Origin of the sequence: Amycolatopsis sp. cmx-11-12 (assembly GCF_046269425.1) — a bacterium.
In the GTDB taxonomy this organism is placed as follows: domain Bacteria; phylum Actinomycetota; class Actinomycetes; order Mycobacteriales; family Pseudonocardiaceae; genus Amycolatopsis.
In genome coordinates, this window is record NZ_JADNQM010000008.1 from 239,123 (window position 1) to 264,796 (window position 25,674).

General features: G+C 68.7%; 28 protein-coding genes. 19 read left to right on the top strand and 9 right to left on the bottom strand.

Annotated features, from left to right (window positions below):
* Positions 1-130 precede the first annotated feature (130 nt).
* Positions 131-1,927 (bottom strand): AMP-dependent synthetase/ligase, encoded by a 1,797-nt coding sequence (locus ACLARN_RS14070; RefSeq protein WP_409491811.1) that lies wholly within the window; start codon positions 1,925-1,927, stop codon positions 131-133.
* Positions 1,928-2,053: 126 nt separating this feature from the next.
* Between ACLARN_RS14070 and ACLARN_RS14075 the strand changes: the two genes are divergently transcribed.
* From ACLARN_RS14075 to ACLARN_RS14105, 7 genes are read left to right on the top strand one after another with little or no spacing between them, the layout of a single operon-like run.
* Positions 2,054-2,464: a polyketide cyclase / dehydrase and lipid transport gene (locus ACLARN_RS14075; RefSeq protein WP_409491812.1), complete on the top strand. Its 411-nt coding sequence runs from the start codon at positions 2,054-2,056 to the stop codon at positions 2,462-2,464.
* 24 nt (positions 2,465-2,488) lie between these two features.
* Positions 2,489-3,277 (top strand): metallophosphoesterase, encoded by a 789-nt coding sequence (locus tag ACLARN_RS14080; protein WP_409491813.1) that lies wholly within the window; start codon positions 2,489-2,491, stop codon positions 3,275-3,277.
* Positions 3,278-3,304: 27 nt separating this feature from the next.
* Complete coding sequence (locus ACLARN_RS14085) at positions 3,305-3,745, top strand: SRPBCC family protein (protein ID WP_409491814.1); 441 nt, start codon at positions 3,305-3,307, stop codon at positions 3,743-3,745.
* Positions 3,746-3,759: 14 nt separating this feature from the next.
* On the top strand, positions 3,760-4,902 hold the full coding sequence (locus ACLARN_RS14090) for an ArsA family ATPase (protein WP_409491815.1): 1,143 nt from the start codon (positions 3,760-3,762) through the stop codon (positions 4,900-4,902).
* Positions 4,899-5,327, top strand: a complete 429-nt coding sequence (locus ACLARN_RS14095) for a hypothetical protein (RefSeq protein WP_409491816.1) — start codon at positions 4,899-4,901, stop codon at positions 5,325-5,327. The genes ACLARN_RS14090 and ACLARN_RS14095 overlap by 4 nt, the downstream gene beginning before the upstream one ends.
* Before the next feature lie 15 nt (positions 5,328-5,342).
* On the top strand, positions 5,343-6,302 hold the full coding sequence (locus ACLARN_RS14100; protein ID WP_409491894.1) for an ROK family protein: 960 nt from the start codon (positions 5,343-5,345) through the stop codon (positions 6,300-6,302).
* 4 nt (positions 6,303-6,306) lie between these two features.
* Positions 6,307-7,179 carry an NUDIX domain-containing protein gene (locus ACLARN_RS14105; protein WP_409491817.1) on the top strand — a complete coding sequence of 291 codons (873 nt, stop codon included), beginning with the start codon at positions 6,307-6,309 and terminating at the stop codon, positions 7,177-7,179.
* 57 nt (positions 7,180-7,236) lie between these two features.
* Here the strand turns inward: ACLARN_RS14105 and ACLARN_RS14110 are convergent, their stop codons facing one another.
* From ACLARN_RS14110 to ACLARN_RS14120, 3 genes are read right to left on the bottom strand one after another with little or no spacing between them, the layout of a single operon-like run.
* Complete coding sequence (locus ACLARN_RS14110; protein WP_409491818.1) at positions 7,237-8,379, bottom strand: glutamate--cysteine ligase; 1,143 nt, start codon at positions 8,377-8,379, stop codon at positions 7,237-7,239.
* Positions 8,380-8,399: 20 nt separating this feature from the next.
* The gene (locus ACLARN_RS14115; RefSeq protein WP_409491819.1) at positions 8,400-8,921 is read right to left on the bottom strand and encodes a hypothetical protein; all 522 of its coding nucleotides are present in this window, start codon (positions 8,919-8,921) and stop codon (positions 8,400-8,402) included.
* The gene (locus ACLARN_RS14120) at positions 8,918-9,688 is read right to left on the bottom strand and encodes an alpha/beta hydrolase (protein ID WP_409491820.1); all 771 of its coding nucleotides are present in this window, start codon (positions 9,686-9,688) and stop codon (positions 8,918-8,920) included. The genes ACLARN_RS14115 and ACLARN_RS14120 overlap by 4 nt, the downstream gene beginning before the upstream one ends.
* Before the next feature lie 214 nt (positions 9,689-9,902).
* Between ACLARN_RS14120 and ACLARN_RS14125 the strand changes: the two genes are divergently transcribed.
* Positions 9,903-10,664: a lysophospholipid acyltransferase family protein gene (locus tag ACLARN_RS14125; RefSeq protein ID WP_076154653.1), complete on the top strand. Its 762-nt coding sequence runs from the start codon at positions 9,903-9,905 to the stop codon at positions 10,662-10,664.
* Between the two features lie 20 nt (positions 10,665-10,684).
* Positions 10,685-11,170 (top strand): polyadenylate-specific 3'-exoribonuclease AS, encoded by a 486-nt coding sequence (locus ACLARN_RS14130; RefSeq protein ID WP_093938026.1) that lies wholly within the window; start codon positions 10,685-10,687, stop codon positions 11,168-11,170.
* Positions 11,171-11,282: 112 nt separating this feature from the next.
* Here ACLARN_RS14130 and ACLARN_RS14135 read toward each other — a convergent pair whose 3' ends face one another.
* A complete protein-coding gene (locus tag ACLARN_RS14135) occupies positions 11,283-12,359 on the bottom strand; it encodes a 3-deoxy-7-phosphoheptulonate synthase (RefSeq protein WP_409491821.1) in 1,077 nt (358 codons plus the stop codon).
* 283 nt (positions 12,360-12,642) lie between these two features.
* On the opposite strand from ACLARN_RS14135, the gene ACLARN_RS14140 reads away from it, so the two are divergent.
* Both ACLARN_RS14140 and ACLARN_RS14145 read left to right on the top strand, forming a co-directional pair.
* Complete coding sequence (locus ACLARN_RS14140) at positions 12,643-13,668, top strand: 6-phosphofructokinase (RefSeq protein ID WP_409491822.1); 1,026 nt, start codon at positions 12,643-12,645, stop codon at positions 13,666-13,668.
* A gap of 133 nt (positions 13,669-13,801) precedes the next feature.
* The gene (locus ACLARN_RS14145; protein WP_409491823.1) at positions 13,802-15,316 is read left to right on the top strand and encodes an amidohydrolase family protein; all 1,515 of its coding nucleotides are present in this window, start codon (positions 13,802-13,804) and stop codon (positions 15,314-15,316) included.
* Here ACLARN_RS14145 and ACLARN_RS14150 read toward each other — a convergent pair whose 3' ends face one another.
* The 3 genes from ACLARN_RS14150 to ACLARN_RS14160 all read right to left on the bottom strand — a co-directional run bounded on the left by ACLARN_RS14150 (position 15,317) and on the right by ACLARN_RS14160 (position 18,025).
* The gene (locus ACLARN_RS14150; protein ID WP_409491824.1) at positions 15,317-15,754 is read right to left on the bottom strand and encodes a VOC family protein; all 438 of its coding nucleotides are present in this window, start codon (positions 15,752-15,754) and stop codon (positions 15,317-15,319) included.
* 319 nt (positions 15,755-16,073) lie between these two features.
* Positions 16,074-17,516: an aromatic amino acid ammonia-lyase gene (locus tag ACLARN_RS14155; RefSeq protein ID WP_409491825.1), complete on the bottom strand. Its 1,443-nt coding sequence runs from the start codon at positions 17,514-17,516 to the stop codon at positions 16,074-16,076.
* Positions 17,517-17,554: 38 nt separating this feature from the next.
* A complete protein-coding gene (locus tag ACLARN_RS14160; RefSeq protein WP_409491826.1) occupies positions 17,555-18,025 on the bottom strand; it encodes a group II truncated hemoglobin in 471 nt (156 codons plus the stop codon).
* 105 nt (positions 18,026-18,130) lie between these two features.
* Here ACLARN_RS14160 and ACLARN_RS14165 point away from each other — a divergent pair, with 105 nt between their 5' ends.
* Positions 18,131-18,472, top strand: coding sequence for a winged helix-turn-helix transcriptional regulator (locus ACLARN_RS14165; protein WP_409491827.1), 342 nt, complete (start codon positions 18,131-18,133; stop codon positions 18,470-18,472).
* On the opposite strand, the gene ACLARN_RS14170 is transcribed toward ACLARN_RS14165, so the two are convergent.
* Positions 18,466-18,774, bottom strand: coding sequence for an ArsR/SmtB family transcription factor (locus ACLARN_RS14170; protein WP_409491828.1), 309 nt, complete (start codon positions 18,772-18,774; stop codon positions 18,466-18,468). The genes ACLARN_RS14165 and ACLARN_RS14170 overlap by 7 nt on opposite strands.
* 165 nt (positions 18,775-18,939) lie before the next feature.
* Between ACLARN_RS14170 and ACLARN_RS14175 the strand changes: the two genes are divergently transcribed.
* From ACLARN_RS14175 to ACLARN_RS14205, 7 genes are all read left to right on the top strand, one after another.
* The gene (locus tag ACLARN_RS14175; protein ID WP_409491829.1) at positions 18,940-20,151 is read left to right on the top strand and encodes a glycoside hydrolase family 18 protein; all 1,212 of its coding nucleotides are present in this window, start codon (positions 18,940-18,942) and stop codon (positions 20,149-20,151) included.
* Positions 20,152-20,220: 69 nt separating this feature from the next.
* On the top strand, positions 20,221-20,886 hold the full coding sequence (locus ACLARN_RS14180; RefSeq protein WP_409491830.1) for a DUF2461 domain-containing protein: 666 nt from the start codon (positions 20,221-20,223) through the stop codon (positions 20,884-20,886).
* Positions 20,887-20,996: 110 nt separating this feature from the next.
* Entirely contained in the window at positions 20,997-22,421 is a 1,425-nt protein-coding gene (gene pyk / locus ACLARN_RS14185; protein WP_409491831.1) for a pyruvate kinase, read from the top strand.
* A gap of 372 nt (positions 22,422-22,793) precedes the next feature.
* The gene (locus ACLARN_RS14190; RefSeq protein WP_409491832.1) at positions 22,794-23,693 is read left to right on the top strand and encodes an acyl-CoA thioesterase; all 900 of its coding nucleotides are present in this window, start codon (positions 22,794-22,796) and stop codon (positions 23,691-23,693) included.
* 461 nt (positions 23,694-24,154) lie between these two features.
* Complete coding sequence (locus ACLARN_RS14195; RefSeq protein WP_409491833.1) at positions 24,155-25,063, top strand: helix-turn-helix domain-containing protein; 909 nt, start codon at positions 24,155-24,157, stop codon at positions 25,061-25,063.
* A 19-nt stretch (positions 25,064-25,082) separates the two neighbouring features.
* Positions 25,083-25,292, top strand: coding sequence for a DUF397 domain-containing protein (locus ACLARN_RS14200; protein ID WP_409491834.1), 210 nt, complete (start codon positions 25,083-25,085; stop codon positions 25,290-25,292).
* A 164-nt stretch (positions 25,293-25,456) separates the two neighbouring features.
* Positions 25,457-25,669: a hypothetical protein gene (locus ACLARN_RS14205; RefSeq protein ID WP_409491835.1), complete on the top strand. Its 213-nt coding sequence runs from the start codon at positions 25,457-25,459 to the stop codon at positions 25,667-25,669.
* Positions 25,670-25,674 lie beyond the last annotated feature (5 nt).

Genomic DNA, 25,674 nt, shown 5'->3' on the forward strand with positions numbered 1-25,674 from the left:
TTCAACGTCCCAATTCCTTCATCGTCAGCCTCACGCAGGCGGCGAATAGTCGCCTGACCTGCAAGATCTCGACTTTGCCGGGGCCCCCTACTCTGAAGGTAGGGAAGGAGGCCTTCACGTACTGACGAAGCTACTTCTTGTACAGGGCTTCGATGTCGTTCGCGTAGTTCTTGTTCACGATGTTGCGCTTCAGTTTGAGGCTCGGCGTGATCTCGCCGCCTGCCTCGGTGAAGTCCCTCGTGAGGATCGTGAACTTCTTGATCGCCTCGGCCTGCGAAACCGCGCTGTTGGCCTGATCGACGGCCTGCTGGACCTCGGCGCGCAGTTCGGCGTCATCGGCCAGATCGGATACGGAGGCATCGGCGGGCTTGTTGTGCTGCGACTTCCACGACGGGAAGTACTCCTCGTCGATGGTGATCAGCGCGCCGATGAACGGCCGCTGGTCGCCGACGACCATCGCCTGGCTGACCAGCGGGCTGGCCTTGATGGTGTCCTCGAGACCGGACGGGGCGACGTTCTTGCCGCCCGCGGTCACGATGATCTCCTTCTTGCGCCCGGTGATCTTCAGGAACCCGTCGCGGTCGAGTTCGCCGAGGTCGCCGGTGTGGAACCAGCCGTCCTCCAGCGACTCCGCGGTCGCCTCGGGGTTGTTGAAGTACCCCCCGAACACGACGTCACCCTTCAGCAGGATCTCGCCGTCGTCGGCGATCCGCACCGAGGTACCGGCGACCGGCCGTCCGACGGTGCCGACGCGGAACCCGTCCTGGGTGCCGACGCAGGCCGCCGCGGACGTCTCGGTCAGGCCGTAGCCCTCGAACACCGGGACGCCGATGCCGCGGAAGAAGTGCGCCAGCCGCACCCCGAGCGGGGCACCGCCGGACACCGCCGCGACACACCGGCCGCCCAGCGCCGCGCGCAGCTTGCTGAAGACGAGCTTGTCGAACAGCGCGTGCTTGATCTTCAGGCCCAGCCCGGCGCCGCCGGTGTCCTGAGCCTGGCTGTAGGCGACCGCGGTGGCTTCGGCGGCGTCGAAGATCTTGCCCTTGCCGTCACCGTGGGCCTTCTGCTTCGCACCGTTGTAGACCTTTTCGAACACGCGCGGCACGGCGACGACGAAGGTCGGCCGGAAGGTGCCGAGGTCGGCGACGAGGTTCTTGACGTCCGAGGTGTGCCCGAGGGTCACGCGCGCGCTGAGCGCCGTCACCGCGATGGCGCGGGCGAGAACGTGCGCGAGCGGCAAGAACACCAGCAGCGAGTTGCCCTGCTCCATCAGCTGAGGGAACGCGGCGATGTCGGCGCGGATCTCGGCCAAGAGGTTCCGGTGGGTCAGCTCGACGCCCTTGGGACGGCCGGTCGTGCCCGACGTGTACACGATCGTGGCCAGGTCGCCCGCCTTCACCGTGCGGCGGCGCTCGTGGAGGTCGTCGTCGCTCAGCTCGGCGCCCTGGGCGGTGAGGTCGTCGACGGCGGGAGTGGCGGCCTCGATCTGCCAGGTGTGCTCCAGCGTGTCGAGGCGTCCCTTGACGCTTTCCAGCGTCGCGAGGTGTTCGTCCGTCTCGACGAACACGCCCTTCGCCGCCGAGTCCGAAAGGATCCAGTGGACCTGCTCGGCCGAGGAGGTGTCGTAGATCGGGACGGTGACCGCGCCGGCGGCCCAGATCGCGAAGTCGATCAGGGTCCATTCGTAGCGGGTCTTGGACATGAGCCCGATCCGGTCGCCCGGTGCGATGCCCGCCTGTGCCATTCCCTTGGCGACGGCGAGAACCTGGGCGGCGAAGTCTTTGGCGGTGATGTCCAACCAGGTACCGTCGACCTGGCGGCGGAAACTCACGACATCGGAGAACCGCTCCGCGTTCGCCCAGACGACGTCGGCGAGATTCTCGTCGTCGGTCACCGGATTGGCGGCGGGGGCGCTGTATTCGCGCACGAGGAACCTCCGTGTTCGCGTGCAAGTGGTGTGACCGGTGTTACCCGCCAGTCAACTTAGCGTGCCGTGCACCTTAAGACCATGCTGACGAATCGGCCATACCCAGGGCATGACATTCTGCCGCGTGTGAACCAGGCTCCGCCAGCTCTCGACATCGTTGACGAGACCTTCCTCGTGGTCCCGCCCTCCACGGTGGCCGCCGCCTTCGCCGATCCGCGATCTTGGTCACGTTACTGGCCGGACCTCGTTCTCGAGGTCTACACCGACCGCGGGGACCAAGGACTGCGCTGGACCGTGCGAGGCGCCTTGATCGGTACCATGGAGGTCTGGCTCGAGCCGGTGCTCGACGGCACTTTGCTGCACTACTTCCTGCGTGCCACTCCCGCCGGTCCGGACGGGGAACCGCGTGCGCTGGAACCCCGGGACCTGCGGCGGGAGTTCGACCGCAGGGCCCGTGCCGCCAAGGCGATCGCGCTCGGGCTCAAGGAAGTCCTGGAGGACGGGCGCGAACCTGGAGTAGGGCCGCACGCCGACTAGTCGCTGGCGAACACAGGGGAGAGCATGCGGGTTCACGTGGTGTCGGACGTGCACGGCAACGCCGACGCGCTCAAACGCGCGGGTGACGGCGCCGACGCGTTGATCGTCCTCGGCGACCTGCTGGACTTCGTCGACTACCGCGAGCACGACAAAGGCATCATGGGCGCGCTGTTCGGCGCGGAGAAGGTCGGCGAGTTCGCACGGCTGCGGCGTGAGGGCACTCGTGATGAGACCGTTGCCTTCTCGCGATCGTTGTGGGCCACTTTGGCCGATCCGGCGGCCGCCGTCGGCGACGCGATCCAAGACCAGTACGCCATCCTGTTCGGCGCCCTCACCGCGCCGACGTTCGCGACCCCCGGCAACGTCGACGACCCGTCGTTGTGGCCCGAATTCGCCGGCGACGGCATCCAGGTCCTCGACGGCGAGGTCGCCGAGTTCGGCGGCTTGCGCTTCGGGTTCGTCGGTGGCGCGCTGCTCCCGCCGAACGTGGTCCCGCGCCGCAACGGCTTCTGGCGGCCGTACCTGCGCACCCGCGAGGAGTACGACGTCGCGGTGAGCGCGCTGGAGAACGTCGACGTCCTGTGCACCCACATCCCGCCTGCCATCCCGGAACTGACCTACGACGTGATCGCGCGGCGGTCCGAGATCGGGTCGGCGGCCCTGGTGGACCTCATCCGCGAGCAGCGGCCGCGCTGGTCGGTCTTCGGGCACGTCCACCAGCCGCTGACCGCGCGGACGAGGCTCGGCAGGACCGAATGCCGTAACGTCGGTCACTTCAAGGAGACGGCACAGCCGTACGTGCTGCGCTGGTGACCCTCGGCTGCGGCTACAGTTTGGACCATGGCCGAGCAGTCCACGCAATCCATCGAGGTCGACGCCGAGCCCGAGCGGGTCATGGCCGTCATCGCCGACTTTCCCGCGTACCCGGAATGGGCCAAGGCCGTCCGGGAGACCGAGGTGCTCGGCGAGGACGACAAGGGCCGCGCCAAGCAGGTGAAACTCACCCTCGACGCCGGACCCATCAAGGACGTCTACACCCTTGAGTACGACTGGGACGCCGACGGCCAGGGAGTCAGCTGGCACCTGGTCAAGGGGCAGATGCAGAAGGCCCAGAACGGCCGCTACGCCCTCGAAGCGCTGGCCGCCGGCCGCACCAAGGTGACGTATACGCTGTCCGTCGAGCTGGCGCTGCCGATGATCGGGCTGCTGCGCCGCAAGGCCGAGAAGATGGTCATGGACACCGCGCTCAAGGAGCTCAAGAAGCGCGCTGAAGCGTCCTGAGTCGAAGGGTAGGCATGCGGATCCTGCTTTTCACCGGCAAGGGGGGTGTCGGCAAGACCACGCTGGCCGCCGCGACGGCCGCCGCACTGGCGGGCCGGGGCAGGAAGACGCTCGTGGTCTCGACCGATCCCGCGCATTCCCTCGGCGACGCCTTCGGCCGCACGCTCGGTGTCGAACCGTCCGAAGTGGACACGCTTCTCCACGCCGCCCAGATCGATTCCCGCAGTCTCGTCGACAGCACTTGGCGCGAACTCCGGCAGGAACTCCAGACCGCGCTCGCGGGGGCGGGTCTCGACTCACTCGACGCCGAAGAGCTGACCGTGGTCCCCGGCGTGGACGAACTCCTCGCCCTCACCGAAGTCCAGCGCCTCGCCGAGCACGGTCCCTGGGAGACGGTCGTCGTCGACTGCGGCCCGACCGCGGAAACGCTGCGCCTGCTGGCCTTGCCCGAAGCGGTTTCCGGGTACCTGACGAGGATGTTCAAACCGGGCGCGCGGCGGACGGCGGCCGCGGTGCGGCGGCTCGGCGCGCATCTGGAGTCGCTGCGCGCGCTGCTCACCGATCCCGCGACGACCACCGTCCGGCTCGTGCTGACGCCGGAACGCGTCGTCGTCGCCGAAGCCCGCCGCACGCTCAGTTCCCTTGCCCTGCGCGGGATCCTGGTCGACGGCCTGATCGTCAACCGGTTGATGCCCGCCCCCGGGTTCTGGCGCGGTGCCGCGGCCTCGTGGATGCGGACCCGCCGCACGCAGCAGAACATCGTCCTCGCCGAACTCGCCGACGCCGGATTCGGGCCCGAAGCGGTAAAACCGGTCGAGCACCGCGCCGTCGAGCCGGTCGGGCTGGCGGCGTTGCAGGAAATCGCGTATGAGCTTTACCAAGGCCTGGATCCCTTGACCGGCAACGGGAAAGGGGTCACCCCGCTGCTCGAAGTGTCCGAATCGGACAGTGGCTATCAGCTGCGGATCGCGGTGCCGTTGCACCGGGATTCCGAAGTGGACCTGGCCAGAGTGGACGATGATCTCGCCGTCACCGTGGACGGTTTCCGGCGGCTGATCGCGCTGCCGGAGATGTTGCGCCCGTGCCGGATCACCGGTGCGGAATCCGACGCGCACGGCCTGGTCGTGAGCCTGGCCGGGAACCGGGGACCCGGGTGAGCGAGAACGACGAACACACACGGACCGACGGCCTGAAGCTGGCCGAAGAGATCCGGCTGCTGGTCGAACTGGTCGTCGAGCACGCCGCGCCTTGGCTGGAGGGTCTGATCTCCGCCGGGCACGGCTGTACCGAACACGAGTCCGGTGGGGACACCGGCTGGTGCCCGCTCTGCGCCATCGTGGAGGTCTTCCGCGGTGAGCGGCCCGAGTTCGTGGCGCGGCTGATGGAGCAGGCCGCGCAACTCGTCGCGCTGCTGCGGGCGGTGCTCGCGGACCGCTGGGAACCCGAGGGCGGGGTGCATATGCCGGGGTTCCAGCCAGCGCGGAAGGAGCCCGCGCGGGAAGATGCGCCGGTGGGAGCTTCGCGGGTCCAGCACATCGCCGTGACCAGGCGCGACGCTTGGCAGCCGGACCGGGAGAACTGAGTGCTGACGGTAGGGGTGGACGTCGGGGGCACGAGTGTGCGCGCCGGCGTGGTGGACGAGCACGGCTCGCTGATGGACACCGCCAGGGTCGGCACGCCCGGCGAGGAGAACGCGCTCGAAGACGCCATCGCCGGGGTCGTCGAAGACCTCCGCAACCGGCACGAGGTCTCCGGTGTCGGGCTCGCGGTCGCCGGGTTCGTCGCCAACGACCGGCGGACGGTGATGTTCGCGCCGCATCTGTCGTGGCGGGCCGCGCCGGTCGCGGAGCGGATCGAGAAGCGCGTCGGCCTTCCCGTCACCCTCGAGCACGACGTGAACGCCGCCGCGATCGGCGAGTACCGCTTCGGCGCCGCGCGAGGCGCCCATGTCGCCGCGCTGATCGCGCTCGGTACCGGGATCGGCGCGGGCCTGCTGCTCGACGGCAAGATCTACCGGGGCGCGTACGGTGTCGCGCCGGAACTCGGGCACCTGACCGTCGTCCCCGGCGGACGGGCCTGCCCGTGCGGGAAGTACGGCTGCTGGGAGCGGTATTGCAGCGGGACGGCCTTGGCCGCGACGGCGGTGGAACTGCTCGCGCGGCATCCTGGCCGCTCGACCGTGCTGGCGCGCGAGACCAGGGGAGACCCCGGCTCGGTCACCGGGCGCCGGGTCGCCGGTGCCGCCCGCGACGGTGACCCGATCGCCCAGCGCGCGATGACCGAATTGGCGAAGTGGCTTGCCGAGGGGCTGGCGCTGGTCGCGGACGTCTTCGATCCCGAGATCATCGTGATCGGCGGTGGGGTGTCCGAATCGGCGCCGCTGTTCCTCGACGAGGCGCGCGAGCACTACGCGGGCAAGATCACCGGCGCCGGGCACCGGCCGCTGGCCCGGATCCGCGCCGCCCAGCACGGGGATGACACGGCCATCGTCGGCGCCGCGGCACTCGCCGTCGACGCGGCGAAGGCTCCCGGCGCCGAGGTCGGTGTGACAGGCTGAAGCCGTGACCCGTCTGGACGGCAACGGCTTCGTGAAATGCGACTTCGGGCATCTCCACTGGGGTTTGAACGGTGCCGCCGGGTTGCTGCTGTCCGATCCCGCGCGCGGTGTCCTGCTGCAACGCCGGGCGTGGTGGGTGCATCACGGGCGCACGTGGGCGTTGCCAGGGGGAGCGGTGGAGGCGGGGGAGAGCCCGCGTGAGGCCGCCACCCGCGAAGCACACGAGGAGGCCGACGTCCCGCCAGCCCGGGTCCGGCCGTTGTCGGCGTCACGGGTCGATCACGGGAATTGGCGCTACACCACGATCCTGGCCGCGCCGATCGGCACGCTTTCGGCAAGGGTGAAGAACGCGGAGAGCGCGGAACTGCGGTGGGTTCGCCCGGACGAGGTCGCGGATTTCCGGCTGCACCGCGACTTCGCGGTGGCGTGGCCGGGATTGAGGGAACACTTGGATCGCAGGCTGGTACTGGTGGTCGACGGCGCGAACGTCGTCGGGTCGAGGCCGGACGGCTGGTGGCGTGACCGGCGCGGCGCGGCGGAACGGTTGCGAGACAAGCTCGCGACGCTGGCCGAGACCGGGTTCGCCGATCCGGCGCTGCCCGGCGGCGGGGAATGGTCGTGGTGGCCGAAGGTGGTGCTGGTCGTCGAGGGCAAGGCGCGGGGTGTCGCGGCGGTGCCCGGTGTCGAGGTCGTCGACGCCGAGACGGACGGGGACTCCCAGATCGTCGCGGTCGCCCGGTCTGCCCGTTCTGAGGGACCGGAGGACCACGTCGTCGTGGTGACCGCCGACCGCGAACTCCGCTCCCGCGTCGAGGCCCTGGGCGCGTCCACCTTCGGCCCCGGCACCCTTTTGGGTCACCTGGATCCCCGCAACTAGTCCTCTAGTTGCGGTACTCCGACGTCGAACTACCGCAACTAGAGGACGAAACGCGGGCTAGGGGTGGGCGATCGTTCCCTCTCGCATCTCCGAGATGAGCGAAGCGACGACGGCGCGAAGGCTCCCGTTGTGCTGCTGCGCCACCGCGCGCTGACGAAGGTAGCTCGGCCCGTAGCGCAGGATCGTCTCCACACCCCGCAGTTCCTCGACGCAGTCCAGCCGCCGGGCCACCGGTTCGAGCCGGTTCAGCAGGTCGAGGGTGTCTTCGGTGACGAGCCGTTCGTTGCCCGCGGCGTCGAGGATGACGATCGCGTCGACGCCGTAGCGCGCCGCACGCCACTTGTTCTCCTGGACGTGCCACGGTGGCAGCGTCGGCAGGATCTCGCCGTCGTCGAGGCGCGCACTGAAGTCGTCGACCAGGCATTGGGTCAGCGCCGAGATCGCGCCGACCTCCTCCAGCGTCGGCAGCCCGTCACACACCCGCATCTCGATCGTCCCGAAATGCGGGGCGGGCCGGACGTCCCAGCGGATCTCGGAGAAGTGGTCGATCACACCCGTGGTGAACATGTCGTCGACGTAGCTCTCCAGCTCGGTCCACTTCCGGAACTGGAACGGCAGGCCCGCGGTCGGCAGCTGCTGGAACATCAGCGCGCGGTTCGACGCGTACCCGGTGTCCTCCGCGCCCCAGTACGGCGAAGACGCCGAAAGCGCTTGCAGGTGCGGCGCGTAGTTGAGCAACGCGTCCAGGATCGGCAGGGCCTTGTCGCGGTGGTCGAGGCCGACGTGCACGTGGACGCCGTAGATCAGCATCTGCCGTCCCCACCACTGGGTCCGGTCGATGAGCTTGGCGTACCGCTCCTTGTCGGTGACCTTCTGCCGGTACCAGGTCGAGAACGGATGCGACCCGGCCGAGAACAGCTCGACACCCAGCGGGTCGAGTACCGAGTGCACGACGTCCAGCGACTCGTTCAGATCGGCCTTGACCTCGGCGATCGTGTCGCAGATCCCGCTGATCACCTCGATGGTGTTGAGCAGCAGCTCCTGCTTGATCTTGGGGTGCTCCTCCTCGCCGTCGGGCCGGACGGCGTCGAGCACCTTCTCCGCGACCGAGGAGAGTTCACCGGTCCGCCGGTCGACGAGGGCGAGTTCCCATTCCGCGCCGACCGTCGACCGGCGCGAGGGAGTGAAGTCGATCTTCATGTCCGGAATTGTCCGACAGCTCAGACCTGGGCGCCGTTGTGCGGGTCCGCGCCGGGCGGCGGCCCCTGGCGGACCCGCAGCAGGAGCAGCGCGATCGCGGTCGCCAGCGCGAGGATGCCGAGCGGCGTGCCGAGCCGCGTGCCCATGCCGATCAGGGTGGGCGCGATCAGGAGCAGCAGGCCGAGCAGGAAGAACAGCAGGACGATGAACGCGCCCTTGCGCGGACGCGGCAGGGGTGGCGGCTCGGGCGGCACGAAATGGCCCTCGTCGTCGCTCGACCCGGCCGGGGCGTCCTCGAAGAGGGTCTTGTCCCAGCTGGTGCCGCCGCCGCGCCAGCCCGGTTCGGGTTCGGCTTCCGAGGTCTCGGGCCGCGGTGTCTTCTCCGACGGCTTCTCAGCCTTCTCGGCCTTTTCGGTGGCCTTCCCGGCGGGTTTTTCGAGTTCGTCCTCCGGGAACAGACCGACGCCCTCCGCACGGAGGTCGGCCACGATCTCGGCGAACGTCGCGTCGACGTCCTCCGGCCCGTCCTTGCCTCTGCTCATCCGGCGTCCACCTGTCCCTCCCGGCACACGGACCGGGCGAAGTCCACCGTACGCGTGAAGATCAGGCCCGCGTCGTGGTCTTGGGTGGCGACGTGGAAGCTGTTTTCCAGCACCACCTCGGTGACGTCCTCGCTGCCGATCCCGTCGAGGATGATCCGCGAGTTCAGCGGCTCCACCACGTGGTCGACGGCCGAATGCAGCAGCAGCACCGGCTGCGTCACCTTCGACAGCTCCGGCCGGACGACGGCCCACAGCCTCGCCAGGCTCGCGGCCGCGCGCACCGGGGTGCGGGGATAGGCCAGCTCGGTCTCGCCCGGCTTCGCGATGTCGTTCGCGATCGCCTTCACCGACGGCACCATGTTCGCCAGGAGCGGCAGCAGCTTCGTGTCCAGCCCTCGGCGCATGATCGAGGGGTTCACGAGCACGACCCCGGCGATCCGGTCGCCGAACTCCTCGGCCAGCCGCAGGGTCAGCGTCCCACCCATCGACAACCCGGCGACGAACACCGAGTCGCACGTGGAGAGAAGTGCCAGGAGTTCTTCACGGACCGCGCCGTACCAGTCCTCCCAGCCTGTCCGGTTCATGTCCTGCCACCGGGTGCCGTGCCCGGGAAGCAAGGGGCAGCGCACGGTGTAACCGGCCTCGGCCAGATGATCGCCCCAAGCCCGCATACTCGCGGGGGTGCCGGTGAAGCCGTGGCACAGCAGGAACCCTGCTTCGGTCGAACCGGTGTGAGCGAACGGTTCCGCGCCGGCGAGGACGGCCATGCGATCGCCTTCCGTGAGAGCTGGGTAGGTCTCCTATGTTCGCACGAGCGGAGCTGCTTGTGGGCCACTGGCCGCTGTCGGAATCGGGCCGGATCGGGTGTGAGATCCGTCGCTGGGTACGGGTAACCGGGTGGACTTCGTTGTGCCGGGGGTTCGCGATTCGTAGTCTTGACCATCGGGCGCAGGGGTTGAGCTGCTAGGAGGAGTTTTCGCAGTGCTGTACTGGCTCATGAAACACGTGTTTATCGGGCCACTGCTCAAGGCGCTGTGGCCCACCAAGGTCGTCGGCGCGGAGAACATCCCCGACGACGGTGGCGTGATCCTCGCGGGCAACCACCTGGCGGTGGCGGATTCCTTCTTCATGCCGCTCCGGGTCAAGCGCAAGGTGACCTTCCCGGCCAAATCGGAGTACTTCACCGAGAAGGGCCTCAAGGGCCTGCTGAAGAAGTGGTTCTTCACCGGCGTCGGCCAGTTCCCGATCGACCGCTCCGGCGGCAACGCGGCGCAGGCCGCGCTCGACACCGCGACCCGCCTGGTCCGCGAGGGCCACCTCCTCGGCATCTACCCCGAAGGCACCCGCTCCCCGGACGGCCGCCTGTACAAGGGCAAGACCGGCGTCGCCCGGATCGCGCTCGACTCCGGCGGCCTGGTGGTCCCGGTGGCCATGGTCGGCACCGACAAGGTCAACCCGATCGGCTCGAAGATGTGGTGGCCGCGCCGCCTCGAAATCCGCTTCGGCAAGCCACTCGACTTCTCGCGCTACGAGGGCCTCGCCGGTGACCGCTTCATCGAGCGGTCCATCACCGACGAGATCATGTACGCGCTCATGGAGCTCTCCGGCCAGGAATACGTCGACATCTACGCCGCCAAGGCGAAGGAACTGCTCGCCGCCGAAGAGGCCGGGATCCGCCCGAAGGTGCCCGCCCAGCCGTCCGCGCAGGACGTCGCCCGCATCCCGGACACCAAGGTCGGCTGAGCGCCCACTAGGGTTCTCCGGTGCGCTTTTTCTACGACACCGAATTCATTGAGGACGGCGTGACGATCGACCTGGTGTCGATCGGTGTCGTGGACGAAAGAGGCCGCGAGTTCTACGCGGTCTCGACCGATTTCGACCCCGGCAAGGCGGGCCCCTGGGTCCGCGACAACGTGCTCCCGAAACTCCCGTCGCCCGCCGACCCGGCGTGGCGCAGCCGCGAGAAGATCCGTACGGACCTGCTCGAGTTCTTCGGCAAGCCGCCCGGCGGGATCGAACTGTGGGCCTGGTTCGCCGCCTACGACCACGTCGCGCTGGCGCAACTGTGGGGTCCGATGCCCGCACTGCCGCGTCAGCTGCCGCGGTTCACCCGTGACCTGCGGCAACGCTGGGAGGACGCGGGCAAGCCGAAGCTCCCCGCGGCCCCGGACGACCAGCACGACGCGCTCGCCGACGCGCGGCACAACTTCCAGCGGTGGGGGATCATCGAGTCCTACTGGCACCGGTAGGCGAGCCTCGCCCAGCGTGCGCCCTCCCGTGACCTGTCGCGAAAGCCACTTTCGGGACATCTGATGTCCCGAAAGTGGCTTTCGCGACATGCGCAGGGGAGCGCCCAGGCGCTCAACGCCGCGAGTCGACGGCCTCCGCCAGCGTGTCCAGCAGCTCGGCCGTCGTCTCCCACCCCAGGCAGGCGTCCGTGATCGACTGCCCGTAGGTCAGCGACGAAGCCGACCCCAGCGTCAGGTCCTGCCGCCCGGCCACCAGGAAGCTCTCCAGCATCAGCCCCGCGATGCCCCGCTCACCGGCGCTGATCCGCCCGGCGAGTTCGCGGACGACCGAAGCCTGGCGCACGTGGTCCTTCGCGCTGTTGCCGTGGCTCGCGTCGATGATCACGCGCTCCGGCAGCCCCGACTTCGCCAGCCGCGCCAGCGTGTCGGCCACCGTCACGGGGTCGTAGTTCGGACCGGCCGAGCTGCCGCGCAGGATCACGTGACAGTCCTCGTTCCCGGCGGTGGTGATCAGCGCGGCGAGACCGTCGGGGTTGATACCCGCGAACACGTGGCTCGCGGCGGCCGCGCGAGTGGCGTCGACGGCGACCTGGACGTCGCCCTCGGTCGAGTTCTTGATCCCCACGGGCATCGAAAGCGCGCTGCACAGCTGCCGGTGTACCTGGCTCGCCGCGGTCCGTGCGCCGATGGATCCCCAGGTCACGGTGTCGGAGATGAACTGCGGGGTGATCGGGTCGAGGAATTCGCAGCCGACCGGCAGGCCGAGCGCGGAGATGTCGAGCAGCAGTTTGCGCGCCATCCGCAGGCCTTGGTTGACCTCGTAGGTGCCGTCGAGGCCGGGATCGTTGATCAGGCCCTTCCAGCCGAGCGTGGTCCGCGGCTTCTCGAAGTAGACGCGCATGACGATGTGCAGGTCGCGACGGTGTTCTTCGGCCTTGATGGCGAGGCGGCGGGCGTAGTCGAGCGCGGCGTCCGCGTCGTGCACCGAGCAGGGCCCGACGACGACGAGGAGCCGGTCGTCCCGGCCGTCGAGGATGTCGACGGCCGAGGCCCGCCCGGCTAGGACGGTATCGGCGGTTTCCGCCGTCATCGGATGTTCGTGCCGCAGCATCGCGGGCGACAGCAGTGGGTTGATGGCCGCCGTGCGGTGCCCGTCGAGGGCGATCAGGGTGTCAGCGGAGGGAGACATCGCGGGTCTGGTTCCTTTCGAAAGGGATACCGACCCGCGGGAACTCGCCGAGCCGGTGTGATTCCGGCTCGGGGTGGAAGTCAGCGCAGGTCGACGCCGCCGTGCCCACCCGGGGCCGGCTTCGTAAACCAGAAATAGCGCTGCACGACGCCAAGCTAGCACATCCGCCGTCGTGTACCGATTGCCGAGGTGGTCCGCCCTGCACCGATCCAGAGAACTGCCGCTACGCTGGCGGCGGGACATGTGACTGTCATCTCTACGGAACACAAGACGGAGGCTTCTGATGCGTGTCGGTGTGCTGACCGGCGGTGGCGACTGCCCGGGGCTCAACGCGGTGATCCGCGCTGTGGTGCGCAAGGGCATCGAGGTGCACGGCTGGGACATCGTCGGGTTCCGCAACGGCTGGAACGGTCCCCTCACCGGGGACAGCCGCCCGCTCGGCCTGAACGACGTCGAGGACATCCTCACCCGCGGCGGCACGATCCTGCGCTCCTCGCGGACCAACCCGTACAAGGTCGACGGCGGCGTCGACAAGATCAGGTCCGTACTCGCCGAGCAGCAGGTCGACGCGCTGATCGCGATCGGCGGCGAGGACACCCTCGGCGTCGCGAAGCGGCTCACGGACGACGGCATCGGCGTTGTCGGCGTGCCCAAGACGATCGACAACGACCTCGGCGCGACCGACTACACCTTCGGTTTCGATACGGCCGTCTCGATCGCCACCGAGGCCATCGACCGGCTGCACACCACGGCCGAGTCGCACCACCGCGCCCTGGTCGTCGAGGTCATGGGGCGGCACGCGGGCTGGATCGCGCTGCACTCCGGACTCGCCGGCGGCGCGAGCGTGATCCTGGTGCCGGAGCGGCACTTCAGCGTCGACCAGGTCGTCTCGTGGGTCGAGCGCCGGTTCGAGAAGGAATACGCGCCGATCATCGTCGTCGCCGAGGGCGCGCTGCCCGAAGGTGGCGAGGAAAGGCTTCTCACCGGTGAGAAGGACGCCTTCGGGCACGTCCGGCTCGGCGGGATCGGCACCTGGCTCGCCGACGAGATCGCCGCCCGCACCGGCAAAGAGTCCCGTGCGGTCGTGCTCGGGCACGTCCAGCGCGGCGGCACCCCGACGGCGTACGACCGCGTGCTCGCCACCCGGTTCGGCCTCAACGCCGTCGACGCCGTCGCCGACGGCGACTTCGGCGTGATGGTCGCGCTGCGCGGCACGGACATCGTCCGCGTCAAGCTCTCCGAAGCGACTGCCGAACTGAAGACCGTCCCGGCCGAGCGGTACGAAGAGGCCGAGGTCTTCTTCGGCTGAGCTGTGTTACAGGAGAAGGCCCCTTACTTTGTGCTGTGCTCGGGTAAGGGGCCTTCGCTTTCCTTGCGGCCCCGCCCTCACGGCGAGTTGAATCGGCCACCCGGGGGGATCTGGGTGGAAGGCGGGGGTTCTCATGGCCGGAACGGGTTCCAGCAGGCGCGAGTTCCTGAGATGGCTGGCCGTGAGCGGGACCGGGGTGGCGCTCGCCGGGCTGCTGCCCGGCACGGCCGCGGCGGCGACGGGCGAGATCGTCGTCATCAGCAGGGTCACGCTGATCGACGGCACGGGTTCGGCTCCGCGGCGTGACGTCTCCGTCGTCCTCGTCGGCGACCGGATCGCTTGGGTCGGCGGCTCGGAGCAGCTCCCGGAAACCGGTGCCGCGCGGGTGATCGACGGCCGAGGAAAGTACCTCATCCCGGGCCTGTGGGACATGCACACCCACGGCGCGGACCTCGAAGAGATCGTCCCGCCGCTGCACCTGGCCCACGGCGTCACGGGCGCCCGCGAGATGTGGGGTTACGCGGAGAACCGCGCGTCCCGGGACAAGATCGAACGCGGTGAGCTGCTCGGCCCGCGCATGGTGGTGGGCAGCGGGATCGTCGACGGGCCGGTCACGCTGCTGGGCCCACCGGTGCTCCAGGTGTCGACCGATGCCGAGGCGCGGGCGGCGGTCCGCGCGGAGGCGGCGGCGGGCGCCGAGTTCGTCAAGGTCTATTCCTATCTCGGTCCCGAGGCGCTGCGCGCGGTCGCGGACGAGGTCCGGGAGCAGGGGCTGCGATTCGCCGGGCACTGGCCGTACAAGGTGTCCCAGTCCGAGGCGAGCGATCTCGGCCAGCACAGTTTCGAGCACTTCTTCGGGGTGTCCATCCATTGCTCGTCCCGGCGCGACGAGATCCTCGCCCGGCTGAGGGCGATGCCTTACGACCCGGCGGCGCCGCGCGCCTTCTTCAACGTGGCGCGGCAACTGGAATTCGAGTCGGTCTCCACATACAGCCCCCACACGGCGTGGAGCTACTTCAGCAGGTTGCGGCGCAACGGCACCTGGCATTCGCCGACGCTGACGATCAACCGGATCGTCACGCAGCCCGCGGAAACCCACAAGCAGGACCCGCGGCTGAAGTACGTCCCAGCCGACATCCGCGAGAGCTGGGCCGTGGGCATCGAGCGGTTCGCGCCGAAGACACCGGCGGAGATCGCCTTGCAGGAGCGGTACTACCAGGAGACGCTGCGGCTGGTGGGGGTCGCGCACGACGCCGGCGTCGGGATCATCGGCGGCACCGACTGCCTCAACCCGTACACCTTCCCCGGCAGCGGGCTGCACGAGGAACTCGCCTTCCTGGTCGAGGCCGGACTCTCGCCGGTGCGGGCGCTGAAGACGGTCACCGGCGACGCGGCGGAATTCCTCGGCAGGGAACGGACTTCGGGCACGGTCGAGGTGGGGAAGGAGGCGGATCTCGTGCTGCTGGACGCGAACCCGGCCGCCGACATCCGCAATGTCGCGAAGATCGACCTGGTGATCACGCGCGGCCGCGTCCTGGACAAGACGGCGCGGCGGCGGATGCTCGAGGCCGTCGAAGTCGCCGCGAACCGGCCGCCCTCGACCACCGCCCGGCTTCAGTCACTGGCTCGCCGGGGCTGCTGTTGCTGATCAGCCGAGCTTCTCGGCGAGTTCGAGGATGATCCCGTCGGGTCCGCGCAGGTAGCAGAGCCGGAAGCTGTTCTCGTAGTTCACGACCTCGCCGACGAGTTCGGCGCCGTGCGGCCGTACGCGGTCGAGGACGGTCTCGACGTCGTCGACCTGGAAGGCGAGGTGGCGCAGGCCCAGCGTGTTGGCCGGAGCGTACGAGTCGCCGGGGTGGGACTCGGGCGTGAGGTACTGGATGAGTTCGAGGCAGCCCTGAGCGCCGGGGACGCGCACCATCGCGATCTCCGACTTGGCCTTGTCGACGGCGGTGATGCGGTCCGCCAGGTCGCTCTCCATCGTCATCTTGCCGTCGAGTTCGAGGCCGAAGTCGACGAAGAACGCGACGGCGGCGGTGAGGTCGCTGACGATGACGCCGACGTGGTCCATCCGCTGGATGCTCATGCTGGTCTCCTCGCTGTGGTGTGTGCCGGCCCAGGGACGACGCCGCTTCGCCGATCTCGACATCCTCTCCGCAATTCGTCCTCTGGCTGCGGTCCTTGGGACGCGCAACTACCGCAAGTAGGTGCCGAAACGCGGTCTCTGGGGCGCGACCAGCCGGGTGCGGATGTCCCCAATGCCTCATTGGTGTCACTGAGCGCCTCCAATGCCACATTGGGGACATCCGAACCCTCCCGAAGGTGCCCCACGCCCCCGCAACTCGGCACCTACTTGCGGTGGTTCGTGCTGCCAACTACCGCAAGTAGGTGCCGAAACGCGGGGGTCAGATGAGCGCGAGGGTGTCCAGGACGGACACGGCGCGCGCGATGTCCTCGGTGAGCGGCCGGTCCTCGAGGCTCGGGTCGAGCACGGCCGAGGCGGCCTCGTAGGCGTCCCGCGCGGGCAGGGCGACGAGTTCGGCCTTCCGCATCCGCAGAGCCCGGACGGCCGCGACCAGCTCGCACGCCAGCACCTGCCGGTACGCCGTCCCGGCCGCGGTCGCCGCCCGCGCGGCCTGCGTGGAGAAGCTCGCGTGGTCCTCGATCCCGCGTGAGACGACGGCGGTGCCCAGCGTCGCCGGGAGCGCGGCCTGCCGCAGTTCGGTGAGCGCGTCGTGCGCGACGTACTCCAGGATCATCACGCCCGAACTGCCCGACGGTCCGGCCGCGAGGAACGGCCGCAGCCCGGTGAACTCCGGCTCGACCAGGTCACCCAGCCGGGCCACCGACAGCTCGGCGACCTGGTGGATCGTCGCGCGCACCTGGTCGAGCGCGGTCGACACGTACGCGGTGTGGAAGTGCGCGTGGTGGTAGGCGTCCTGGTGCACCGTCGAGATCATCGGATTCTCGGTGCTGGCGTTGATCTCCACCGCGAGCACGTCGCGCAGGTAGTGGATCGCGTCCAGCGCGGGGCCCTGCACCTGCGGGAACGCGCGGAGCCCGAACGGGTCCTGGATCCGCCGCCCTGGTTTGGGCGTTCCTTCCATCCCGAGCAGCCGCCGCATCTCCGCGGCGCACGCGACCTGCCCGGCGTGCGGACGCGCTTCGTGCACTGGCGTCGCGTACGCCTCCGGGTTCCCGTCGAGCGCGATGTACGTCAGCGCCGCGACGACGTGGCTCGCCCGCGTCAGCGTGTCGAGCCGCATCGCCGCGAGAGTCGCTTCGGCGAGCGTCGCGGCGTTGCTGCTCATGAACGCGAGCGCGTCACCCGCCTGCACCGGCACTGGCGGCACGCCGCCCGAGAGCCACGGCCGTTCTCCGGTGAGGGCGAGCGCGGTCTCCGCGAGCGGCGCGAGGTCGCCGGTGCCGATCGCGCCGAGCCGGTGCACCAGCGGCAGCGACCCGGTCCGCACCGCGTCGGCCAGTGCCCCGATCAGCTCGGGGCTGAGCCCGGCGCGTCCGGCCAGCAGCTGGTTGAGCCGGATCAGCATCATCGCCCTGGTCTGGCCGGCGGACATGACGTCACCGCTGCCGCCGGCGTGACTGCGCAGCAGCCGCAGGCCGTGATCAGGCGACTCGCCCTCGCCGACCGGGTCCTCCTTGTTGGCCCCGACACCGGTGGTGCGGCCGTAGACGATCCTGCGCGTGCTCAGCTCCTCGGCGAGTTTCCACGCGCTTTCGGCGCCGCGCAGCGCGGCGATCGACACGTCAATGTTCAGCGGTCCCTCGGTGCCCGCGGCGGTCACGACGTCCGCGCAGCGCAGGGTCCGGCCGTCGACCCGGATCACGGCGGCCTCCTTTCCAGACCGCCTCACTATGAACGCACTCAGTCCGACGGCGGCTGCCAGGGCGGGCGGTTGCCCCAGTCCCACTTCGGCATCGGCTCGGGGACGGTGACCTCGCGGCCGGGCTGGGAGAACATCACCGCGAGACGGCTGCCCCATTCCACGTAGGCGGCGAACGCCGACCGGAATTCGGGGTCGGCGGGGAGCCCGGCCTCGTCGGCGGCGTCGAAGAGCAGGTTCACCCAGCGGCGGCGCTGCTCTTCGGTGATCGCCCTGCCGAGGTGCCGTCCGACCATGTGCCGGTGCCCGCCGTGGTCGTGGCTGTAGGTCTCCGGGCCGCCGAACACCTCGGCGAGCCAGACCGCGACGTGCTCGGGATGGCCGGGATCCATGTCGCGGAAGACCGGCTCCAGCAACGGGTCCTTCAGCACGTGGCCGTAGAAGACCGCGGTCAGTCGTCGCAGGGCGTCCAGCCCGCCGGCCCATTCGTACAACGTCGGCGTCTCGGTCACGTAGGGTCCTCCCAGCGGCGATGATCTTCCGGTCCGGCAAGGCAACCACCGCGAACCGCCGGGGGCAACCGCTTACTTTTCGGTGCGTGCCAACGGGAGCGGACGATGAAGCGGTACCACTGCGCGGTCGAACTCGCCGTCGATGTCATCGGCGGCAAATGGAAGCCGGTGATCCTGTCGCATTTGAAGGAAGGCGTGCACCGGTACGGCGAACTGCGGCGCCGGATGCCGGGCGTCAGCGAGAAGATGCTGACCCAGCATCTGCGCGAACTCGAGGCGGACGGCCTCGTGCTCCGCGAGAGCCGGGAGGGCCGCGTGCCGCACGTCGAGTACCGGCTCACTGAGGAGGGGGAGCGGTTACGCCCCGCACTCCAGGCGCTCTACGACTGGGGGACGCGGCGCGCGGCGGACACCGGCATCACGTTCGAGCCGTTACCTATTCACTGACTGTCTTCGTCCAGGTGTTGTTCCAGCGCGTCGATCCGTCCCTCCCAGAAGTGGCGGTACGGCGCGAGCCAGGCGTCGACCTCCGCGAGCGGCTCCGGGCGGAGCCGGTAGCACCGGCGCTGGGCGGCGACGCGGACGGTGACCAGACCTGCCTCGCGTAGTACGCGCAGGTGCTTCGATACGGCCGGTTGGCTCAATTCGAGGACCTCGACGAGCTCGTTGACCGACCGCTCGCCGTCTCGCAGGAGATCGAGGATGGTCCGCCGTCGCGGTTCGGCGAGGATCTCGAAAGTCGGCATCATCCAGGAAATGTGCCTTGTACGGCATATTTCCGTCAAGGAATGTTCGAAAATGTCCATCCGAAAGTCTCGGTCTGAACCATTGACGGAGTGGTCTAGTCCACTTAACTTCGTGCGTGTCCCGCCGCAGTCCTCTCGTCACCGCCGGTGACCGTGAAGGGAGAACGCATGTCCCGTTCGATCAGGCTCGCCGCGATCGTGGGTGCCGTGGCCGTCGCGCTGGGCGCGCTAGCCGTCGCGGCACCGGCGCGGCAGGCGACCGCCGCGCAGGACGCCTCGGTGGGCAAGGTGCTCGGATATTTCGCCGAATGGGGCGTCTACCAGCGGAACTACCATGTGAAGAACATCGACACGTCGGGTTCGGCGAGCAAGCTGACGCATATCAACTACTCGTTCGGCAACGTGACCGGCGGCGGCTGCGCCCTCGGTGACGCCGAAGCGGCGACGAGCAAGTTCTACGACGCGGCCTCCAGTGTGGACGGTGTCGCGGACTCCTGGGACAACGGCGCCCTGCGCGGGAACTTCAACCAGCTGAAGAAGCTCAAGGCCAAGCACCCGAACCTCAAGGTGCTGTGGTCCTTCGGTGGCTGGACCTGGTCCGGTGGCTTCGGCGAGGCGGCGAAGAACCCCGCCAAGTTCGCCGAGTCCTGCTACAACCTGGTCAACGACCCTCGGTGGGCCGGTGTCTTCGACGGCATCGACATCGACTGGGAGTACCCGAACGCCTGCGGGCTTTCGTGTGACACCAGCGGCGCGGCCGCGATCAAGGATCTGGCGCAGGCGCTGCGGGCGAAGTTCGGCTCGAAGCTGGTCACCGCGGCGATCACCGCGGACGGCACCGACGGCGGCAAAATCGACGCTGCGGATTACGGCGGCGCGTCGCAGTACTTCGACTGGTACAACGTCATGACCTACGACTACTTCGGCGCCTGGGCCGCACAGGGCCCGACCGCCCCGCACTCGCCGCTGGACGACTACGCGGGCATCCCAACGGCCGGTTTCCACTCCGACGCCGCCATCCAGAAGCTCAAGAGTAAGGGCGTCCCGGCGAACAAACTGCTGCTGGGCATCGGCTTCTACGGCCGTGGCTGGACCGGCGTCACCCAGGACGCCCCCGGCGGCACCGCGACCGGCCCGGCGGCGGGCACCGAACCGGGCATCCAGGACTACAAGGTCCTGAAGACCACCTGCCCGCCCACCGGCACCGTCGCGGGCACGGCGTACGCGAAGTGCGGCAGCGACTGGTGGAGCTACGACACCCCGGCGACCATCGGCGGGAAGGTCGCCTACGCCAAGAACGAGGGTCTCGGCGGCGCCTTCTTCTGGGAGTTGTCCGGTGACACCACCGACGGCGAGCTGATCACCGCTCTGGCCAAGTAAGCCTCTCCCGGACCCGCGTGAAGGCCCCCTTCACGCGGGTCTGTCGGTGGCGGGGATTAACGTCACCGCATGGGTTTCGAGGGTTTCGGTGAGTACGCCATCGACTTCTACGACGGTCTCGAGGCCGACAACTCCAAGTCCTACTGGGACGCGAACCTCGCCACCTACAAGGCCGACGTCCGCGCGCCGATGGAAGCGCTGCTCGCGGAACTGGTCCCGGAGTTCGGCGACGGCTTCGGCGAGGGGAAGGTCTTCCGGCCGTATCGCGACGTCCGGTTCGCCAAGGACAAGACGCCGTACAAGACCCACTGCGGCGCGGTGATCGAGCAGGGCCGCGGCGGTGGCGCCTACTACGTCGAAGTCGGCCCGGCCGGGCTGCGTGTCGGCGGCGGCTGTTTCCACTTCGAGTCCGATCAGCTCGCCCGCTTCCGCCGGGCCGTAGACACCGAGGTGCACGGGACCGAGCTGGCCAAGGTCCTCGCGAAGCTGGAGAAGTCCGGCTGGGAGGTCAAGGGCGACAGGCTCAAGTCCAAGCCGCGCGGCTTCGCGGAAGACCACCCCCGCATCGACCTGCTGAGGTATCGCTCGGTGTACGCGGTCCGGGGCTGGGAGCCGGACGACGTCCTGCACGAACGGGGCGCGCTCGACCGGGTGCGGAAGGCGTGGCGGCAGGTCCGGGTGTTCAACGAGTGGGCGCGGGACCGGGTCGGGGCGAGCGAGAAGCCGCGTCGATAACCACCGAACCCGGTTCGGTGGGTGTCCACCGCCCAGGTGAACTGACACTTTTCTTGAACTTTCGGTATCGGTAAAGACGTAGCTTCGATGAGGGACTACGCTGTGCGAACGTGAGCCGACGCGCGAAGATCGTTTGTACCCTTGGCCCCGCGACCGCTACGCCGGAGAAGATGCGGCAACTCGTCGACGCCGGGATGGACGTCGCGAGGATGAACTTCAGCCACGGGACGCACAGCGACCACAAGCAGGTCTACGACCTCATCCGCACCGCCGCCGCCGAATCCGGCCGCGCGGTGGGCATCCTCGCCGACCTCCAGGGGCCGAAGATCCGTCTCGGCACCTTCGCGGGCGGGCCGGTCGAGTGGCACAACGGCGATATCGTGCGGATCACCGTCGAGGACGTCGCGGGCACTCACGACCGTGTCTCGACCACCTACAAGGGACTCGCCGACGACGCGAAGCCCGGCGACCGTCTCCTCGTGGACGACGGCAAGGTCGGCCTCGTGGTCAAGGAGGTCGAGGGCCCGGACGTCGTATGCGAGGTCACCGAAGGCGGCCCCGTCAGCAACAACAAGGGCGTTTCCCTGCCGGGTATGGACGTCTCCGTTCCGGCGCTGTCCGAAAAGGACATCGAGGACCTCGAGTTCGCGCTCGAACTCGGCGTGGACTTCATCGCGCTGTCGTTCGTCCGCTCGCCCGCCGACATCGACCTGGTCCACCAGGTGATGGACCGCGTCGGCAAGGGCCGCCTCCCGGTGGTCGCGAAGATCGAGAAGCCCGAAGCGGTCTACAACCTCGAAGCCATCGTGCTCGCCTTCGACGCGGTGATGATCGCCCGCGGCGACCTCGGCGTGGAACTCCCGCTGGAGCAGGTCCCGCTGGTGCAGAAGCGCACCATCCAGATCGCCCGCGAGAACGCGAAGCCGGTCATCGTCGCGACGCAGATGCTCGAGTCGATGATCAACAGCTCCCGCCCGACCCGCGCGGAGGCCTCGGACGTCGCCAACGCGGTGCTCGACGGCGCGGACGCCCTCATGCTGTCGGGTGAGACCAGCGTCGGCCGCTACGCCATCGAGGTCGTCCAGACCATGGGCCGGATCATCGAAGCCGTCGAGACCGACTCCCCGGTCGTGCCGCCGCTGTCGCACGTCCCGCGCACCAAGCGCGGTGTCATCTCCTACGCGGCCCGCGACATCGGCGAGCGACTGAACGCCAAGGCGCTGGTCGCCTTCACCCAGTCCGGTGACACCGTCCGGCGGCTCGCGCGGCTGCACACGCGGCTGCCGCTGCTGGCCTTCACTCCGGAGGAGAGTGTCCGCAGCCAGCTCGCGATGACCTGGGGCACCACGACGCGGATCGTGCCGAAGGTCGACTCCACCGACCAGATGATCCAGCAGGTCGACCACGCGATGCTCGAAATGGGCAAGTACGCGAAGGGTGACCTCGTGGTCATCGTCGCCGGCTCCCCGCCGGGAACCGTCGGCTCGACCAACCTCATCCGGGTGCACCGCCTCGGCGAGGACGACCACGCCTGACGCCGGTCACCTCGCCTGGGCCGCTCGACTGTGCAATGAAGGGGCCTTTCATAGCAAATTTTGCTATGAAAGGCCCCTTCATTGCGTCTTGAGGCGGCCCGAAGGTGGCCTTCGCGGTCAGTTCGGTTCGGCACTTTGGTCGCCGTCGCCTGAAGTACATGAAGGTCCCCTTCCTTGCGTCTAGCGCAGTGATGGTGGCCTTCCCCGCGTCCTATGCGGCGAAGGGCGCTTTCCCCACATGCCATGCGGGGAAAGTCCCCTTCAGCCCGCAGGTAAGCGCGAGCCGCGATCCGAGACGTCCCGAAGGTGGCCTTCGCGACAAACGTCCCGCCTCGCAGAGGCCCGTCGCGCCCCACCACCTAGGCTTCGCATATGACTGAGATGGCCAGGGAGGCCGCGGCCGGATTCGACAGCACCGGGGGCGTCGGCGGTCAGCCGGTGCTCGACCGGCTGGTCGCGCTGCTGGACTTGGAGAAGATCGAAGAGAACATCTTCCGCGGGGTCTCACCGGCCCATTCGCCGGTGCGGGTGTTCGGCGGGCAGGTCGCGGGGCAGGCGCTGGTCGCCGCCGGCCGCACCGTGCCCGAGGAGCGGAAGGTCCACTCGCTGCACGCGTACTTCATCCGCGGCGGCGACCCGAGCGTCCCGATCGTCTACGAGGTCGACCGTATCCGCGACGGCCGTTCGTTCACCACCCGCCGCGTCGTCGGCATCCAGCACGGCAAGGCGATCTTCTCGCTGTCCGCGTCGTTCCAGAAGGACGAGGGCGGCATCGAGCACTCCGAGGGTATGCCGGACGTCCCGGATCCCGAGTCGCTCCCGACGTTGCAGGAGCGGGCCGAGGGCTACTTCATCGGCCACCACGACCGGCCGCGCCCGATCGACCTGCGGTACGTCAACGATCCGCCGTGGGTGACCCGGAAGTCGGGTGAGCGCCCCGCCAGGAACCAGGTGTGGATGCGGGCCGACGGCAAGCTTCCGGACCAGCAACTGTTGCACGTCTGCGTGCTGACCTACGCCTCCGACATGACGCTCCTGGACTCGGTCCTCGCTCGCCACGGCGTCTACTGGGACCTCGACAAGGTGATCGGCGCGAGTCTCGACCACGCGCTCTGGTTCCACCGCCCGTTCCGGGCCGACGAGTGGTTCCTCTACGACAGCGCGTCGCCGACCGCGTCGGGCGCTCGTGGTCTGGCCACCGGCCGGTTCTTCGCCGCGGATGGAACGCACATTGCGACCGTCGTGCAAGAAGGCCTTCTCCGGGTGGTGTGAACGGTGACGTTCCGCATCGGCGGGACGCCTTGTCCGCCCTTTAGAGGGAATAGCGAAATGCATTAACATCTGGAGCCAAAGCATTACGCAATGCCCCCGGGCATAAGGGAGGGCCGGAACCGATCGGGGGACGGCTCCGGCCCTGCACCGGGGGTGAATCCGGCTTCGACGGGTATCCTTGCGAAAGCCCATCGGTGCAGCTCGCGGCCCCGCGCCTGTGCCGCGAGCGGATCCGCCATCGCCGATGAAGGCGGGCGTACCGCGTTGCACAATGCTCAACCTACAACGGCAATCTGCAAATTGCAGGATGAAAATCCGGACGTGTCGGAAAATGGTCGGGTGACCATCTCACCGAATGTGTCCGGGGCTGGTTAGATGTGCTTCGAGCGAGGTTCGGCGAACACTGTTCTCCTTGCCGCGTCGCGACCGGTGTTGCTCGGACAGCCTGTGGAGGTGCCGTGATGACGAGGGGTCAGGGACCCACCGTGCGCCGCCGGAGACTGGCGAGTGAATTGAGGCGGTTGCGCGAGGCCGCGGACCTCACCATCGACGAGGTGAGCGAGAAGCTCGAATGCTCGGCGTCGAAGGTCAGCCGCATCGAAACCGGGCACGTCGGCGTCACCCCGCGCGACGCGCGCGACATGCTGGAGCTGTACGGCATCGCCGGTGACGAGCAGGAAGCACTCGTCCAGCTGGCCAGGGAAGCCCGCAAACGTGGCTGGTGGCATGCGTATAACGAGGTGTTCACCGGCACTTTCGTCGGTTTGGAGGCGGACGCGAGTTCGCTGCGGGCGTTCCAGGCGCTGCTGGTGCCGGGCCTGTTGCAGACCGAGCGCTATGCCAGGGCCGTGATCAGGGCGATGCGGCCCGACGCCGAGGAAGCCGAGATCAGGCGCCGGGTGGCGGCGAGGATGGCGCGGCAGGAACTGCTGACGGACCCTTCGCCGCCGGAGTACTGGGCCGTGATCGACGAGGCTGTCCTGCACCGCACGATCGACAGCGCCGAGGTGATGGCGGAACAGCTGTACCGGATGGTCACGATGGCGGCGAGGGCGAACGTGACCGTCCAGGTCGTGCCGTTCGGCGCGGGTGCCCATCCCGGGATGGAGGGTCCGTTCCTCATCATGGGCTTCCCCGAACTGGCCGACACCGACGTGGTCTACGTCGACAGCACCTCCAGCGGGCTCTACCTGGAGGAACCCCCGGACGTCCGGCGATACGCGTTGATGTTCGACCATCTCCGTGCCGCCGCGTTGAAGCCGGACGACTCGGTCGAGGTGATAGCCGAGGCCGCCGGAAGGTTCGCCGAACAGGCGGCCCTGCCGGAGAAACCGCACTATCGGGACCTAGGCATGCCGAAGTCCCCGTAACGAGTAAGGAGTGGGGAGCATGACGCCCAACGATGATCTTTCCCAGGCCCGGTGGCGCAAGAGCAGCCACAGTGGTGGCGGCAACGACTGCGTCGAGGTCGCCTTCACCGGTTCCGGCGCCGCACTGAGGGACTCCAAGGACCCCGAGGGAGGTGCCTTCCGCCTCTCGCCGGACGCTTGGCGGGGGCTGCTCGGCGCCGTGCGCCCGAGTGGCCAGGACCACGCCTAGAGACGCTGGAATTCGACCCCTTACGACTCCCGAGCAGGGGATGGGCGGGAGTAAGGGGTCGAATCACGTCCGGGTGTAGGTGATCACCCGATGCCGCGAGGCACCCCTCAGGACGAATCTGGTCACTACCAAACCAGGTAGTGAGTTCCTAAGGGGAAACAGTGATGAACACCAACGACGCTCTGCTCACCGGAGTACTGGCCGAGGTCGAGTACCGACGAGAAGAGTTGCAGCGGGCAGGCCGCAGCGTATGGGTCGACAGGGCACGCCGGGTGAGCAAGCGGATCCGCGCGAACCGCGCCGAGGTCCAGGTGCCCGCCCAGCAGCGCAGGGAGACAGGGCAGGTGCCCGCTCGCAGCGGCGAGATCACCCGGTAGAGGTC